Source organism: Paraburkholderia graminis, assembly GCF_003330785.1.
GTDB lineage: Bacteria > Pseudomonadota > Gammaproteobacteria > Burkholderiales > Burkholderiaceae > Paraburkholderia > Paraburkholderia graminis.
In genome coordinates, this window is sequence record NZ_CP024934.1 from 3070065 (window position 1) to 3084927 (window position 14863).

Sequence of the window (14863 nt, forward strand, 5' to 3'; positions counted from 1 at the left end):
CTTTCGAAGCCGGGCACACGCACCGCGAGCGCCACAGCCACCGCAGCGCCGCCCACCGCCTGGCGGGCAACACCGCGGCCCCACCGCAACTTCCCCGCCCCTCACGAATCCGACACAAATCGGACTTATCTCATTGCTTGTTCCGCATAAGCTTCATGCGGCATCGGAAATATTTTTGGGGCGCGGGAGTGCTATCTTCGGTTCTGGATGGCGATCTACGTGCGCGAGGCCGGCTTTGGCGCGACCCCATGCGTAACGCGCGCCCGGTCCGCACTGTCTTCTGGATTCGCCATGACAACGCAAACCATCCGCTTTTATCGCCAGGGGTCCGTCCAAGAGGTCGCGGGCGTGCCCGCCTCGCGCACGGTGCTCCAGCATCTGCGCGAAGACCTGCATTGCACCGGCACCAAGGAAGGCTGCGCTGAAGGCGACTGCGGCGCCTGCACCGTGGTCATCGGCGAACTCGACGCGCGCGGCGCGCTCGCGCTGAAAGCGGTCAACGCCTGCATCCAGTTTCTGCCGACGCTCGACGGCAAGGCGCTCTTCACCGTCGAAGACCTGCGCGCCGCCAATGGCACGCTGCATCCCGTACAACAGGCGATGGTCGACTGCCACGGTTCGCAGTGCGGCTTCTGCACGCCCGGCTTCGTCATGTCGATGTGGGCGCTGTACGAAAACCAGCCGGCCGCGGCCGGCCTGCCGACGCGCGACGAAATCAACACCGCGCTGTCCGGCAACCTCTGCCGCTGCACGGGCTACCGGCCGATCGTCGACGCCGCGCAGAAAATGTTCGACTACGCGCAATATCCGCGTACGACGCTCGACCGCGAGGCAATTGAAACAGCACTGCGCGAACTGCAACGCAACGACACCTTCGAATACCGCGCCGCCGATTCACGTGGCGCTGCGTTCGGCTCGCCGGCGTTTTACGCGCCCGTCGCACTCGACGCGTTCGCGCAGCTTCGCGCCGAGCATCCGGAAGCGCGGCTCGTCGCGGGCAGCACCGATGTCGGCCTGTGGGTCACGAAGCAGTTCCGCGATCTCGGCGACATCCTGTATATCGGCAACGTGCGCGAACTGAAGACGGTCGAGCACGACGCGCAAACGCTGACCATCGGCGCCGCCGTCACGCTCGAAGACGCGTACGCGGCCCTCGCCGCCGACTACCCCGAACTCGCCGAACTGTGGACGCGCTTCGCGTCGCTGCCGATCCGCAACGCCGGCACGCTCGGCGGCAACGTCGCGAACGGCTCGCCGATCGGCGATTCGATGCCCGCGCTGCTCACGCTCGGCGCCGAAGTCGTGCTGCGTCACGGCGCGAAAACGCGCACGCTGCCGCTCGACGCGTTCTATCTCGGCTATCAGAAGACGGCGCTCGCCGCGGGCGAATTCGTCGCCGCGCTGCGCGTGCCGCGGCCTGGCGGCACGCTGCGCTTTCGCACGTACAAAGTGTCGAAGCGCTACGATCAGGACATCTCCGCGGTGTGCGCGGCATTCGCGCTGCATATCGACGATAGCGGCACGATCCGCGAGGCGCGCGTCGCATTCGGCGGCATGGCGGCCACGCCTAAGCGCGCCGCGCAAACCGAGGGCGCGCTAACCGGCGCGACGTGGGACGAAGCCGCCGCGCGGCAGGCCATGAACGCGCTCGCCGCCGACTACCAGCCGCTCACCGACATGCGCGCGTCGAGCGCGTATCGGTTGAAGGTCGCGCGCAATCTGCTGTGGCGCTGCTATCTGGAAACGCGCGACGACGCGCCGCTCGCGCTCTTCGACGTCAATGTGTTCGCGTTCGAAGCCGGCACGCCGGACGCGATTGCGAAGGAGCCGTCGTGATGAACCGCACCGATGCTTTTGTCGAACGCGCCGCGGACGCCGGAGCGCATCCGGCTGAACGCGAGGCCGCCGCGCGCGAAAGCGAAGCCGCAATCGGCGTCGCGCTGCCGCATGAATCGGCCGCGCTGCACGTAAGCGGCGAAGCGACGTATACCGACGACATCGTCGAACTGCACGGCACCTTGCACGCGGCGCTCGGCCTCTCGCGCCACGCGCATGCGCGCATCGTGTCGATGGATCTCGACGCGGTCAGAACAGCGCCCGGCGTGATCGCCGTGCTGAGCGCCGACGACATCCCCGGTGAAAACAATTGCGGCCCGGTGCTGCACGACGATCCGATTCTCGCCGTGAATGAAGTGCTGTATCTCGGCCAGCCGGTGTTCGCCGTGATCGCGGAAAGCCACGAACTCGCGCGCCGCGCGGCCGCGCTTGCGAAAAGCGATGACGTGATCCGCTATGAACCGCTCGAAGCGATCCTCACGCCGGCTGACGCGAAGGCCGCGAAGCAGTTCGTGCTGCCGCCGCTGCATCTGAAGCGCGGCGATCCCGATGCAAAGATCGCGGCCGCGCCGCACAGGATCAGCGGCACGTTCGAAGTCGGCGGCCAGGAACAGTTTTATCTGGAAGGCCAGGTCGCGTATGCGGTGCCGAAAGAGATGGACGGCATGCTCGTCTACAGTTCGACGCAGCATCCGAGCGAAATGCAGCAGGTCGTCGCGCATATGCTCGGCTGGCCCGCGCACAACGTGGTGTGCGAATGCCGGCGCATGGGTGGCGGCTTCGGCGGCAAGGAATCGCAGTCGGCGCTGTTCGCGTGCGTGGCCGCGCTCGCGGCGAAGCTGCTGCGCCGTCCGGTGAAGCTGCGCGCCGATCGCGACGACGACTTCATGATCACCGGCAAGCGTCACGACGCAATCTACGAATACGAAGCGGGCTTCGACGACAGCGGCCGCATTCTCGGCGCACGCGTGGAAATCGCGTTGCGCGCGGGCTATTCCGCGGACCTGTCAGGCGCCGTCGCGACACGGGCCGTCTGTCACTTCGACAACGCGTACTACCTGTCCGATGTCGACATCGTCGCGCTCTGCTGCAAGACCAACACGCAGTCGAACACCGCGTTTCGCGGCTTTGGCGGACCGCAAGGCGCGCTAGTGATGGAGGTGATGCTCGACAGCATCGCGCGTCAATTGAACCGCGATCCGCTCGACGTGCGCGCGGCCAACTACTACGGCATCGGCGAACGCGATACGACGCCCTACGGACAGCGCGTCGAAGACAACATCCTCGCGCCTTTGACCGACGAGCTACTCGACTCGAGCGACTATCGCGCGCGCCGCGAAGCGATCGCCGCGTTCAACGCGACGAGTCCGGTGCTCAAGCGCGGCCTCGCGTTCTCGCCGGTCAAGTTCGGCATATCGTTCAACGTGCCGTTTCTGAATCAGGCAGGCGCGCTCGTGCATGTCTACAAGGATGGCTCGGTGCTCGTCAATCATGGCGGCACCGAGATGGGCCAGGGGCTCAACACGAAGGTCGCGCAAGTCGTCGCCGGCGAATTCGGCTTGCCGCTCTCGCGCGTGCGTGTGAGCGCAACGGATACGTCGAAGATCGCGAACACATCGGCGACCGCGGCTTCCACCGGCAGCGATCTGAACGGCAAAGCCGCCGAAGCCGCGGCGCGCACGATCCGCGCGAGGCTCGCGGAACTCGCGGCGAAGCAGTTAGGCGGTCATGCCGACGACGTGCGGTTCGCGAGCGGCGAGGTGTCGGTCAACGGCGGCGCGATGCCCTTCGAGCAACTGGTCGGCGCCGCATATCTCGCGCGCGTGCAGTTGTGGTCGGACGGTTTCTACGCGACGCCGAAAGTGCATTGGGATGCGAAGACGCTCACCGGTCATCCGTTTTATTACTTCGCGTACGGCGCGGCCGTGTCCGAAGTCGCGATCGATACATTGACCGGCGAATGGAAACTGCTGCGCGCCGACGTGCTGCACGACGCCGGTCAGTCGATCAATCCGGCGATCGATCTCGGCCAGATCGAAGGCGGCTTCATTCAGGGCATGGGCTGGCTCACCACCGAGGAACTCTGGTGGAATCGCGACGGCCGACTGATGACGCACGCGCCGTCCACCTACAAGATTCCCGCGGTGAGCGACACGCCCGCCGCATTCAATGTGCGGCTCTACGACAATCAGAACGCGGAGCCGACGGTGTTCCGCTCGAAGGCGGTCGGCGAGCCGCCGCTGTTGCTGCCGTTCTCGGTGTTTCTCGCGATCCGCGATGCCATTGCGGCCGCTGTGCCGAACGCGCGATGCGCGCCGTCATTGCGTGCGCCGGCCACGCCCGAAGCGATTCTCGATGCGCTGGATGCGTTGAGTGCGTTGAGTGTCGACGAAGCGAACGAGCCCGCATCGGCGCAACGCACTGCGAATCATGCGACGATCACGGACACCACGGCTTGAGCCGAACCGCACTCAACAAAGCACTGAACAAAACAATGAGTAACGCAATGAACAACGCCACAGCCCGACGCGACCCCAACGCATCGCGCCACGCTCAACCGGCCGCGCGGACACCGCGCGCGGCACTCCACGGAGAATCGCCGGATGCAAGCCTGGCTACCTGACCTGCAACATCTGCTCGCACACGGCGACGCGGCCGTGCTGGTGACGGTCGCGCGCGTCGAAGGTTCGGCGCCGCGCGAAGCCGGCACGAAGATGATCGTCACGCGCGACTCGGCAAAGCATACGATCGGCGGCGGCCACCTCGAATGGAAAGCGATCGAGACCGCGCGCCAGGTGTTGCGCGACGGCATGCGCTCGCCGCATATGCGCCGGCTCGAGCGTTTCGCGCTCGGCCCGAGCCTCGGTCAATGCTGCGGCGGCGCGGTAGTGCTCGCATTCGAGCGGCTCGACGTGGGCGACCTCGGCTGGATCACGTCGATTGCGAAGCGCCTCGCAGCCGGTCAATCGACCGTGCGTAGCGTATCATTCGGCCCCGCGCCGGACGCGGTGATGCTGTCCGATCCCGAGCCGGGCGTGGATGCCGCCGACTGCCTGCTGTGGGACGGCGCCGGTTTCGACGACAGCGGCGCGCTGCTCACCGAAACCATCGCGCCAGGCGACTTCCCGGTCGTGCTGTTCGGCGCGGGCCACGTGGGCGCCGCGCTGGTTCGCGTGCTGGCCACGCTGCCTTGCACGGTGCGCTGGGTCGACGAACGCGACGCGCAGTTTCCGCCCGTCGAATCGCTGCACGCGCACAACGTGAAGATCGACGCGAACGACGCGCCCGACGAAGCCGTCGACGAGGCCGCGCCGAATACGTACTTCATCGTGATGACGCACAACCATACGCGCGATCTCGAACTGGCCGAGCGCATTCTGCGGCGCCGCGACTTCGCGTTTTTCGGCATGATCGGCTCGCATAGCAAGCGCAAGCAGTTCGAGCACCGGCTCGCCGCGCGCGGCATCGATCCCGCATGGATTGCGCGGATGAAGTGCCCGCTCGGGGTGGACGGCATCGTCGACAAATCGCCGGAAATCATTGCGATTTCCGCGGCCGCGCAGTTGCTTCAAGCCGTTGAAGCCAACGCGAGCCTGCATCGCACGGCGCAAACGGTTTGACTGTTTCGACCGACGGCGAGCAACAACACACACACATTCTGACCGACCATGAATAGAACAAGCCCTGCCACTCTCGTTGAAAAAACCCTGCTCGCGCCGAAGGCCGAGTTGCATATCCACATTGAAGGCTCGCTCGAACCCGAACTGATTTTCGCGCTCGCGAAGCGCAACGGCGTGAAGCTCGCGTACGACTCGATCGAAGCGCTGCGCGCGGCGTATGCGTTCACCGACCTGCAATCGTTCCTCGACATCTATTACGCCGGCGCGAGCGTGCTGCTGCACGAGCAGGACTTTTACGACATGACGATGGCGTACGTCGAGCGCTGCCTCGCCGACAACGTGATTCACAGCGAGATCTTTTTCGATCCGCAGACGCATACCGAGCGCGGCGTGCCGATCGCGACGGTCGTGGCCGGCATCGAACGCGCGCTCGCCGACGCGCAACAGCGCGGCATGACGAGCAAGCTGATTCTGTGCTTCCTGCGGCATCTATCCGAGGAAGACGCGCTCGCCACGTTCGAAGAGGCGCGGCCTTTGTTCGAACAGTACAAGCATCGCCTGATCGGCGTGGGACTCGATTCGTCGGAGCGCGGCCATCCGCCGTCGAAGTTCGAGCGTGTGTTCGCGAAGGCGCGTGAACTTGGGCTCAAGCTCGTCGCGCATGCGGGCGAGGAAGGACCGCCGTCGTACATCTATGAAGCGCTCGACGTGCTCAAGGTCGACCGTGTCGATCACGGCGTGCGCAGCATCGAAGACCCGGCGCTCGTCGCGCGTCTTGCCGACACACGCGTCGCGTTGACGGTGTGTCCGCTGTCGAATCTCAAGCTCTGCGTGTTCGACGATCTCACCAAACATACGCTGAAGGATTTGCTCGATCGCGGCGTTGCGGTCACGGTGAATTCGGACGATCCCGCGTATTTCGGCGGCTACGTGAACGCGAACTACGCGGCCACCATCGACGCGTTGAAGCTCGACGACAGCCACGTCTACACGATTATCCGCAACGGCTTCGAGGCGTCGTTCGTGACGCCCGACGAACGCGCCGAACTGATCGCGAAGCTCGACGCGTACTGGAATCAAAACGGCCCGCATTAAAGGCACTAAAAAGCCGATAAAGGCCGATGTATCGCAGCGCGCGCGGCGTCAATCAAGCGCCGCACACGCTGCTTAGCTTTTCATTTCGGAGACGGTTTTCCCATGACTCATTCTGCACAGGCGCCGGCGCAATCGGCATTTCGCGCGCAATTGCTGACCTTTAACGGCGATCCGTCGCGCTCGCCCGATGCGGCGGTCTTCCATGAGGACGGCCTGCTGATCGTCGAAGACGGCCATGTCGTCGCGGCGGGCGCGTATGCCGCGCTCGCGTCGCAACTCGCGCCGGGCGCGTCCGTGCAGGACATGCGCGACAAACTCATCGTGCCGGGCTTCATCGACACGCACATTCACTATCCGCAGACCGACATGATCGCGTCGCCCGCGTCGGGTTTGTTGCCGTGGCTCGACACGTACACGTTTCCGACCGAGCGCCGTTTCACCGACGAAGCCTACGCACGCGACACCGCGGCCTTCTTCCTCGAGGAACTGCTGGCTTGCGGCACGACGACCGCGCTCGTGTATTGCACGGTGCATAAGCAATCCGCCGACGCGTTGTTCGCCGAAAGCGAGGCGCGCAATCTGCGCATGGTCGCGGGCAAGGTGCTGATGGATCGCAACTGTCCGGAGTTTCTGCGCGACACCGCGCAATCCGGTTACGACGACAGCGCCGAACTGATCGGCCGCTGGCACAATCGCGGGCGCCAGATGTATGCGCTCACGCCGCGTTTCGCGCCGACTTCGACGGAAGCGCAACTCGAAGCGTGCGGCGTGCTCGCGCGCGAACATGCGGATGTGTTCGTGCAGAGCCACGTCGCGGAAAATCTGGATGAAGTGAAGTGGGTCAATAGCCTCTTTCCGGGCCACCGCAGCTATCTGGACATCTACGATCACTACGGTCTGCTGCGCCGCCGCGCGGTGTACGGCCATTGCATTCACTTCGACGCGGAAGACCGCAAACGCATGGCGCAAACCGGCACGGTCGCGTCGCATTGCCCGACGTCGAACCTCTTTCTCGGCAGCGGTCTATTCGATTTCGACAAGGCCGACGAAGCCGGCATGCCCGTTGCGCTCGCAACGGACGTCGGCGGCGGCACGTCGTTTTCCATGCTCCAAACGATGAACGAAGCGCACAAGGTTGCACGCTTGACCGGACATCATCTGACGGCCACGCGGATGTTTTATCTCGCGACCGCGGGCGCCGCACAAGCGCTCGATCTCGCGGATAAAGTCGGCACGTTGAAGCCGAAGTCCGAAGCGGACTTCGTCGTGCTCGATCCGCAAGCGACGCCGCTGCTTGCGCGCCGCACGGCGCGCACCGAATCGCTCGAAGAGTTGCTGTTCGCGTTCGCGCTGCTCGGCGACGACCGCGCTGTCTATGAGACGTATGCGGCGGGCAAGCGCGTGCATCGCCGCGACGATGCGCGCGAGCATGCGCCTCGCGTGGCGCACATGGCACCGGTTGTGGCCTGACGAAGCGCGACAGCTACAGTAAAAGCTAACGCCCAATCAACGCTGCGTGCACACCTCGTGCAACGCGTTGAGCCTGCGCACCGGATCGGCGACATACGGGTTCGATTCGTCCCATGCGTAGCCTGCGAGCACCGAGCTGATCATGCGGCGAATCGACGGCGTCTGGTCCGGATAGAAAATGATGTCCTGCAATTCGCCCGTATACCAGCGCTCGACAAACGCGCGGAACGTGTCGATGCCCTTGCGCAAAGGCACATCGTATTGCGCGGACCAGTCGACCTGCTCGCCGTCCAGTTGACGGTTCAAGGTCTGCACCGCGAGATGTGCCGAGCGCAGCGCGATCGTCACGCCGGATGAAAACACCGGATCGAGAAACTCGCCCGCGTTGCCGAGCAGCGCATAGCCGGGGCCGTGCAAGCGCTCGACATTCGCCGAGTAGCCGCCGATGTGACGCACCGGCATCAGGAACGGCGCATCGCCGATCAGCCGGTTGAACGTCGGCTCCTTCTGAATCAGCGCGCGCAGCATCGCCTCGCGTTCGTTTTCCGGCACATCGAGAAAACTCGACTCCGCGACGCAGCCCACCGACGACCGTCCGCCCGCGAGCGGAATCATCCAGAACCACACGTCGCGACGCTCGGGGTGCGTGGCCACGCAGATCTTGTTGCGATCATGCGCGCCGGCCGGCAGACCGTCGTACACATGCGAGAACAGCGCCGCGCGCGTCGGCATGCGCGTGGGCGCTTCGAGATTGAGTAGACGCGGCAGCACGCGGCCAAAGCCGCTGGCGTCGAACACGAAGCGCGCTTCGATCTGATACGCATGACCGGCCTCGTCGGTCACGTCGACGCGCGGCGCAACGCTGTCCGTATGAACCGCCTGCACCGTGTGGCCGAAGCGCACGTCGGCGCCCTGCGCGGCCGCGCAGCGAATCAGGATGTCGTCGAACGCCGCGCGCTCGACCTGATACGTCGTGCCCCATCCCACCGAATGCTTGTCGCGGAAATCGAACGACGACGACCGGTCGCGATACACGAACTGTGCGCCGTTCTTGTACTGGAATCCCGCCTCGACCACCGCTTGCAGCATCCCTGCTTCCTCGAGATAAGCCATGCTTTGCGGCAACAGGCTCTCTCCAATCGAAAAGCGCGGGAAGTGCTGACGCTCCAGCACGAGCACCGAGCGGCCCGCCTTGCGCAGCAACGCCGCGGCAACTGCCCCGGCCGGCCCCGCGCCGATGATGACGACATCGGCCGCCGTATGCTTCATGACATGTGTACTCAAGTTTGCCTCAATCGTTTGCTTGCTCGACGCAGCATTACGCTGCATCCTTACGCCTTGTTACATTGCATCTCTAACAGAAAGAACCGTTTTTCCGGGGAGCCCAGCGTGCCGCCGTCTCATCCATCCACCGTGCCCTTCGTGCCGGAAACCGCATTCGGAATCTGGTTCCTGCGCACGCATACGTGGGAACACCACGTGCTGCGTGTCGCGATCAACGACCTCAAGCGTCTGATCGACACACCGTTGCCCGCGGCGCCCGTCATCGTCGACGTGGGCTGCGGACAAGGCATTTCGTTTCGTCTGCTTGCGGATGCGTTCAAGCCGCGCCGCATTGTCGGCATCGACTATCACGAGCCGTCTCTCGCGCTCGCCGCGAATGCGGCTCAAGCCTGCCGCGATAAAGTCGCCGACATCGAGCTGCTGCACGGCGACTGCGCCGAATTGCCGCTGCCCGATGCAAGCGCCGACATCGTGTTCTGCCATCAGACTTTCCATCATCTCGTCGAGCAGGACCGCGCGCTCGCCGAGTTCCGCCGCGTGCTGAAGCCCGGCGGCGTACTGCTGTTCGCCGAATCCACCGACGCGTACATCAGATCGTGGGTGATCCGGCTATTGTTTCGCCATCCTATGCAGGTGCAAAAAAGCGCGGATGGCTATCTCGACATGATCCGTCGCGGCGGCTTCAGCTTTACCGAACGCAACCTCTCGCTGCCCTACCTCTGGTGGAGCCGCGCCAAAGACTTCGGTCTGCTGGAACGGCTCGGCCTTTACCGCCCGCAACCCGGCAAGCGTCGCGAGACGCTCGTCAATGTCGCGGCGGTCAAGGCCGATTGAATCAGGTGCTCCGCAGCCCGCTTATTTGGCTTACTTAGCCTGCTTATTTACGCAGCGTGACGACATCGCCCTTCAGCGCGACGCCGGCAATCACGGCGCCCGCGCCGCAGGTGAACTCGGTTGCGCTCTCGCGCACTTCGTTCTTGTAGTTGCTCTTGATGTTGATGACCGCGTTGCCGCCTTCCTTGCGCGCGCGGTCCTGCAACTCGATCACCGCCGACAGGAACACATGCTGGCACGCGTCGGTATCGCTCTTGCCGAACGCGTTGGTCTTCTTGTTGGTGGCGAACTCGCCGATCTTCTTCGCGACGGCCGGATGCCGCTGGCCCGCGAAATACAATGCGATGTCGTCGCTGACCTTGCCCGGCTCGCTGTGCAACGCCGGTTCGATCGGATAGTTTTCCACCGTGTCGCGTGCGAAGGCGGGTGCAGCGCTCAGCATGGCGAACGAAGCGGCGAGTGTGACAGACATCAGATGGCGTTTCATTGATACTCCTTTGCTGGTTGTTATCAGTTTTACGATTGACGTATCTACTATTGCCTCACGAGCGCGCTGGCCTTAGTTCGCCTCGAGCACGACGAGCCTGCCGCTCACTGCAATCGCCGCGGCGCTCTGACTCACGCCGCAGGTGAACTCGCGCGACGAATTGCTCTCGCTGCTGTGAAAGCGCGTCTTGATGTCGATCACCGCATTCGCGCTGCGTTCGCGTGCCGCCGCGCGCAGCTTGCCGATGGCTTCGGTAAGCGCGTCGCGGCATGCGTCGTCGGCATCGGCGACCTTGCGCGCGATGCGCACCGAGTACGAAACGTCGCCGAGGTCGCGCTTCACCGCCGGATGATTCTGCTCGCCGAAATACACCGGCACGGCGCCGCGCGATTCGCCGCCCGCAGCCGCGAGCGGCAGCGATTTGACTTGCGTCGCGCAGCCCGTCAGCGCTGCGGCTGCCATCGTCAATGTGCCCAGCATGAGTGCTGCTTTCACCATTCTCTTCGTTGCTTTTGTCATTCTTATTACCCTCGTTTTTAAAATCGCGGCCGTTTCAGCCGCCCCGCCACGCCTCGAACATCAAGCTCGCGCAACTGCCGCCAAATCCGAACGAGACCGACATCGCCGTATCGATGCGCGCGTCGCGCGTCTCGCGCACGAGCGGCATGCCGTCGATTGCCGGCTCCGCGCTTTCAATCCCCGCGCTTTCGATCCCCGTTGTCCCCGCGATGAAACCGTCGCGCATCATCAGCAGCGTGTAGATCGCCTCGTGCGCGCCGCAAGCGCCAAGCGGATGCCCGGTCATGCCCTTCGTCGATGAAAACGCGGGTATGCCGCGCTCCGAAGCCGCGCCGAACACTTGCGTCAACGCGCGCAGTTCCTCGACGTCGCCAAGCGGCGTAGATGGCGCGTGCGTGTTGATGTAGTCCGGTGCCTTGCCCGCTTCGTTCAGCGCGCCGCGCATCGCCCTCGCGATGCCCGCCGCGCGCGGCGTGACCATGCCGGCGTCGGTGCAATCGCCGAATCCCGTTAGCTCCGCGTAGATGCGTGCGCCGCGCGCCAACGCGTGATCCAGCGCCTCCAGCACGAGCACGCCGCCGCCCGACGCGATCACGAAGCCGTCGCGCTCGCCGTCGTAAGGACGCGATGCACGCTGCGGCGTGTCGTTGAAGCGGCGCGACAGCGCGCCCATCGCGTCGAACATCAGCGTCATGTTGTCGTGCAACGACTCGCTGCCGCCTGCGAGCACGATCTGCTGGCGGCCGGTCTGGATCAGTTGCATCGCCTGGCCGATCGCGAGCGCGGACGTCGTGCACGCCGACGACGGCGAATAGCTGACGCCTTCGAGCCCGAACACCTGTGCGACATTCGCCGACGCGGTGCTGCTCATTGCATGCGGCACCGTATACGGCGGCACTTTCTCGACGCCGCGCGTGTTCGCAACGGCCATCGCCGCGTCGTAACTCGACATGGTGCCGACGCCCGAGCCGATCACCGTGCCCGCGTGCGGCGAGCGCAACATCGCGGCGTCTACGCCGGCATCGTGAATCGCTTTCTTCGCGGCGTGACACGCGAAACGCGCGGTATCCCCCATGAAGCGCTCGAGCTTGCGCTCGAACGGCGGCTCGCTATCGACCGATGCAACGCCCGCGACCTGCGAGCCGAAACCACGCTCGCGCCATGCGTCGATCCGCTCGATGCGCGACGTGCCCGCACGCAACGCGGCCGACACTTCGTCGAGCGTATTGCCGAGGCACGACACGATGCCCATGCCCGTGACCACGACGCGTTGCAGCTTCACGCTCATCGAACGCGCCTGAAGATCAGCGACGTATTGATGCCGCCGAACGCGAAGTTGTTGCTCATCACGAGTTCGGCGTCGATCTCGCGGCCCGTGCCAACGATGTAGTCGAGCGGCGCGCAAGCCGGATCGACATTGTTCAGGTTCAGCGTGGGCGCGTACCAGTTGCGCTTCATCATCTCGATGGTCCACCACGCCTCGAGCGCGCCGCACGCGCCGAGCGTATGCCCGACATAGCTCTTGAGCGAACTGATCGGCATGCGCTCGCCGAAGGTCTGCGCAGTCGCGTGGCTTTCGGCGATATCGCCGCGATCCGTCGACGTGCCGTGCGCGTTCACATACCCGATTGCGTCGGGCGGAAGCTGCGCGTCGTTCAGCGCGAGCTGCATTGCGAGCGCCATCGTTTCGGCGGTCGGCTGCGTCATGTGTGCGCCGTCCGAATTGCAGCCGAAGCCGACAATCTCGGCGTGAATCCGCGCGCCGCGCGCCACCGCGTGTTCGTATTCCTCCAGCACGAGCGTGGCCGCGCCTTCGCCGACCACGAGGCCGTCGCGTGCGGCATCGAACGGACGCGGCGTGAGATGCGGCTCGTCGTTGCGCGTGCTCGTTGCGTACAAGGTGTCGAACACGGCGACGGCGGGCCCCGACAATTCTTCGGCGCCGCCTGCGAGCATCAGCGTCTGCTTGCCCGTCTGAATCGCTTCATATGCGTAGCCGATCGCCTGGCTGCCCGACGCGCACGCGCATGAAGTCGGAATGATGCGCCCCTTGAGGTCCCAGAACAGGCTCACGTTGACGGCCGTGGTGTGCGGCATCATCTGCACGTAGCTGTTCGATGTGACGTCGCCCATCGAGCCGGTTTCAAGCATCGTGCCGAACGCGCGGATCGGCTGCACCGAACCCGACGACGAACCGTAGGCGACGCCCATGCGGCCGTCCTTGATGCTGGCGTCGTCGGCGAGGCCCGCATCGGCGAGCGCGAGTTCGCTTGCGCGCACCGAATACAGCGACACAGGGCCCATCGAACGCGTTTTCTTGCGCGGATAATGCGCGGGCGCGACGAAGCCCGGCAACGGACACGCGAGCCGCGTATGCAGCGATTCGAAGTAGTCCCACTCGGGCATGCGCCGCACGGCATTCACGCCGCTTTCCAGGCGCGCTTCGATGGCGTCCCAACTATCGCCGAGCGCGGTGACGCCGCCCATGCCGGTAATGACGACTCGCTTCATCAGATCATCCCGCCGTTGACGCCGATCACCTGGCGCGTGACATACGAGGCCGCATCCGACATCAGGAAGCTGACCACCGACGCGACTTCCGCAGGCTGCCCGACGCGGTTCATCGGCACCGTCTTCAGCGCGTGTTCGAGCTGCATCTCTTCGAGCATGCCGGTTTCGATCAGACCGGGCGCCACGCAATTGACAGTGATGTTGCGCGTCGCCAGTTCGACCGCGAGCGCCTTGGTCGCGCCGATCAGACCCGCCTTCGCCGCGCTGTAGTTCACCTGGCCGCGATTGCCCATCACGCCCGACACCGACGCGATCGTCACGATGCGACCGCCCTTGCGCGCGCGGACCATCGGCATCGTCAACGGATGCACGACGTTGTAGAACGAGTCGAGGCCGGTTTCGATCACGATGTCCCAGTCTTCGTCGCTGAGCGCGGGAAACGCGGCGTCGCGCGTCACGCCGGCGCTGCATACGATGCCGTAGTACGGGCCATGCGCCGCGACATCGGCTTCGAGCACTTCGCGGCATACCGCGCGCTCGCGCACGTCGAACTGCAGCACGCGCGCGGTGCCGCCCTGCGCGGCGATGCCCGTCGCGACCGCTTCGGCCTCGGTGCGTCCGGTCCGGCAATGCACGGACACCGCGAAGCCGTCGGCGGCCAACTGGTACGCAATCGCGCGGCCAATGCCGCGGCTTGCGCCGGTAACGAGAACACGCCGGCTCATGAACTGAAACTCCCCTCAATGAATGACTGAAAATCGGCTGGCTGAAACACCTTGATCACGGCTTCGGCGCAGCACACGTCGCCGTCTTGAATCGTGCATTCGTACGCACCGTGGCCTTCCTCGCTGCGCAGCAGTTCCGTTGCGTGAACCAGCAGTTGTGCGCCGCCTGCGAAGCTCGGCTGCAACGCCTTGTAGCTGCGTGAACCGAGCAGCACGCCGGGCCGCGCACGGCCGCCGCCGCGCATGGCCAGCAGCGCGACATGCGCGGCAATGGTCTGCGCCATCAGTTCGATGCCGATCCACGCGGGCATCGCGCCTTGCGCGTCGGCGTACCATGCGTCGGCGTGAACGGTCGCGCGCGCGGTCAGCGTCTCTTCGCTGAACGCGTCCACGCCGTTGATCAGCAGCATGGTGCCGCGATGCGGGATGATCGCTTCGATCGGTTGCTGCAGCAGTTCGTCGATAGTTCGCGTGTCGTTCAT

13 protein-coding genes are annotated in these 14863 nt (G+C 64.9%); 6 read left to right on the forward strand and 7 right to left on the reverse strand.

Features of this window, described 5'->3' with window-relative positions:
• Positions 1 to 291 precede the first annotated feature (291 nt).
• From xdhA to guaD, 5 genes are all read left to right on the forward strand, one after another.
• Entirely contained in the window at positions 292 to 1836 is a 1545-nt protein-coding gene (gene xdhA, locus CUJ91_RS13625) for a xanthine dehydrogenase small subunit (protein WP_208716130.1), read from the forward strand.
• Positions 1836 to 4295 (forward strand): xanthine dehydrogenase molybdopterin binding subunit, encoded by a 2460-nt coding sequence (gene xdhB / locus CUJ91_RS13630; protein WP_114156377.1) that lies wholly within the window; start codon positions 1836 to 1838, stop codon positions 4293 to 4295. Before xdhA ends, xdhB begins: the two co-directional genes overlap by 1 nt.
• Positions 4296 to 4439: 144 nt before the next feature.
• Positions 4440 to 5456 (forward strand): xanthine dehydrogenase accessory protein XdhC, encoded by a 1017-nt coding sequence (gene xdhC, locus CUJ91_RS13635; RefSeq protein ID WP_053858611.1) that lies wholly within the window; start codon positions 4440 to 4442, stop codon positions 5454 to 5456.
• Between the two features lie 48 nt (positions 5457 to 5504).
• Positions 5505 to 6551: an adenosine deaminase gene (locus CUJ91_RS13640; RefSeq protein WP_006050214.1), complete on the forward strand. Its 1047-nt coding sequence runs from the start codon at positions 5505 to 5507 to the stop codon at positions 6549 to 6551.
• Between the two features lie 102 nt (positions 6552 to 6653).
• On the forward strand, positions 6654 to 8021 hold the full coding sequence (guaD, locus tag CUJ91_RS13645) for a guanine deaminase (RefSeq protein WP_114156378.1): 1368 nt from the start codon (positions 6654 to 6656) through the stop codon (positions 8019 to 8021).
• A 36-nt stretch (positions 8022 to 8057) separates the two neighbouring features.
• On the opposite strand, the gene CUJ91_RS13650 is transcribed toward guaD, so the two are convergent.
• Positions 8058 to 9290 carry an NAD(P)/FAD-dependent oxidoreductase gene (locus tag CUJ91_RS13650; RefSeq protein WP_114156734.1) on the reverse strand — a complete coding sequence of 411 codons (1233 nt, stop codon included), beginning with the start codon at positions 9288 to 9290 and terminating at the stop codon, positions 8058 to 8060.
• Positions 9291 to 9410: 120 nt separating this feature from the next.
• On the opposite strand from CUJ91_RS13650, the gene CUJ91_RS13655 reads away from it, so the two are divergent.
• On the forward strand, positions 9411 to 10139 hold the full coding sequence (locus tag CUJ91_RS13655; protein WP_114156379.1) for a class I SAM-dependent methyltransferase: 729 nt from the start codon (positions 9411 to 9413) through the stop codon (positions 10137 to 10139).
• Positions 10140 to 10182: 43 nt separating this feature from the next.
• Here CUJ91_RS13655 and CUJ91_RS13660 read toward each other — a convergent pair whose 3' ends face one another.
• The 6 genes from CUJ91_RS13660 to CUJ91_RS13685 form a co-directional block, all read right to left on the reverse strand.
• Complete coding sequence (locus tag CUJ91_RS13660; RefSeq protein WP_029967946.1) at positions 10183 to 10626, reverse strand: excinuclease ABC subunit A; 444 nt, start codon at positions 10624 to 10626, stop codon at positions 10183 to 10185.
• 72 nt (positions 10627 to 10698) lie between these two features.
• The gene (locus tag CUJ91_RS13665) at positions 10699 to 11124 is read right to left on the reverse strand and encodes a hypothetical protein (RefSeq protein WP_044021313.1); all 426 of its coding nucleotides are present in this window, start codon (positions 11122 to 11124) and stop codon (positions 10699 to 10701) included.
• A 55-nt stretch (positions 11125 to 11179) separates the two neighbouring features.
• Positions 11180 to 12433 carry a beta-ketoacyl-[acyl-carrier-protein] synthase family protein gene (locus tag CUJ91_RS13670; RefSeq protein WP_114156380.1) on the reverse strand — a complete coding sequence of 418 codons (1254 nt, stop codon included), beginning with the start codon at positions 12431 to 12433 and terminating at the stop codon, positions 11180 to 11182.
• On the reverse strand, positions 12430 to 13656 hold the full coding sequence (locus CUJ91_RS13675; protein ID WP_114156381.1) for a beta-ketoacyl-ACP synthase: 1227 nt from the start codon (positions 13654 to 13656) through the stop codon (positions 12430 to 12432). Before CUJ91_RS13675 ends, CUJ91_RS13670 begins: the two co-directional genes overlap by 4 nt.
• Positions 13656 to 14381: a 3-ketoacyl-ACP reductase FabG2 gene (locus CUJ91_RS13680; RefSeq protein WP_006050206.1), complete on the reverse strand. Its 726-nt coding sequence runs from the start codon at positions 14379 to 14381 to the stop codon at positions 13656 to 13658. The genes CUJ91_RS13675 and CUJ91_RS13680 overlap by 1 nt, the downstream gene beginning before the upstream one ends.
• Positions 14378 to 14863 carry a hotdog family protein gene (locus tag CUJ91_RS13685; RefSeq protein WP_114156735.1) on the reverse strand — a complete coding sequence of 162 codons (486 nt, stop codon included), beginning with the start codon at positions 14861 to 14863 and terminating at the stop codon, positions 14378 to 14380. The genes CUJ91_RS13680 and CUJ91_RS13685 overlap by 4 nt, the downstream gene beginning before the upstream one ends.

Excerpts from the sequence above, each read along its gene's own strand:
- CUJ91_RS13685 (WP_114156735.1), bottom strand. The coding sequence starts at position 14,863 with ATGAACGACACGCGAACTATCGACGAACTGCTGCAGCAACCGATCGAA.
- xdhA (WP_208716130.1), top strand. The coding sequence starts at position 292 with ATGACAACGCAAACCATCCGCTTTTATCGCCAGGGGTCCGTCCAAGAG.
- CUJ91_RS13670 (WP_114156380.1), bottom strand. The coding sequence starts at position 12,433 with ATGAGCGTGAAGCTGCAACGCGTCGTGGTCACGGGCATGGGCATCGTG.
- xdhB (WP_114156377.1), top strand. The coding sequence starts at position 1,836 with ATGAACCGCACCGATGCTTTTGTCGAACGCGCCGCGGACGCCGGAGCG.
- CUJ91_RS13660 (WP_029967946.1), bottom strand. The coding sequence starts at position 10,626 with ATGAAACGCCATCTGATGTCTGTCACACTCGCCGCTTCGTTCGCCATG.
- xdhC (WP_053858611.1), top strand. The coding sequence starts at position 4,440 with ATGCAAGCCTGGCTACCTGACCTGCAACATCTGCTCGCACACGGCGAC.
- CUJ91_RS13680 (WP_006050206.1), bottom strand. The coding sequence starts at position 14,381 with ATGAGCCGGCGTGTTCTCGTTACCGGCGCAAGCCGCGGCATTGGCCGC.
- CUJ91_RS13650 (WP_114156734.1), bottom strand. The coding sequence starts at position 9,290 with ATGAAGCATACGGCGGCCGATGTCGTCATCATCGGCGCGGGGCCGGCC.
- CUJ91_RS13665 (WP_044021313.1), bottom strand. The coding sequence starts at position 11,124 with ATGGTGAAAGCAGCACTCATGCTGGGCACATTGACGATGGCAGCCGCA.
- CUJ91_RS13640 (WP_006050214.1), top strand. The coding sequence starts at position 5,505 with ATGAATAGAACAAGCCCTGCCACTCTCGTTGAAAAAACCCTGCTCGCG.
- CUJ91_RS13675 (WP_114156381.1), bottom strand. The coding sequence starts at position 13,656 with ATGAAGCGAGTCGTCATTACCGGCATGGGCGGCGTCACCGCGCTCGGC.
- guaD (WP_114156378.1), top strand. The coding sequence starts at position 6,654 with ATGACTCATTCTGCACAGGCGCCGGCGCAATCGGCATTTCGCGCGCAA.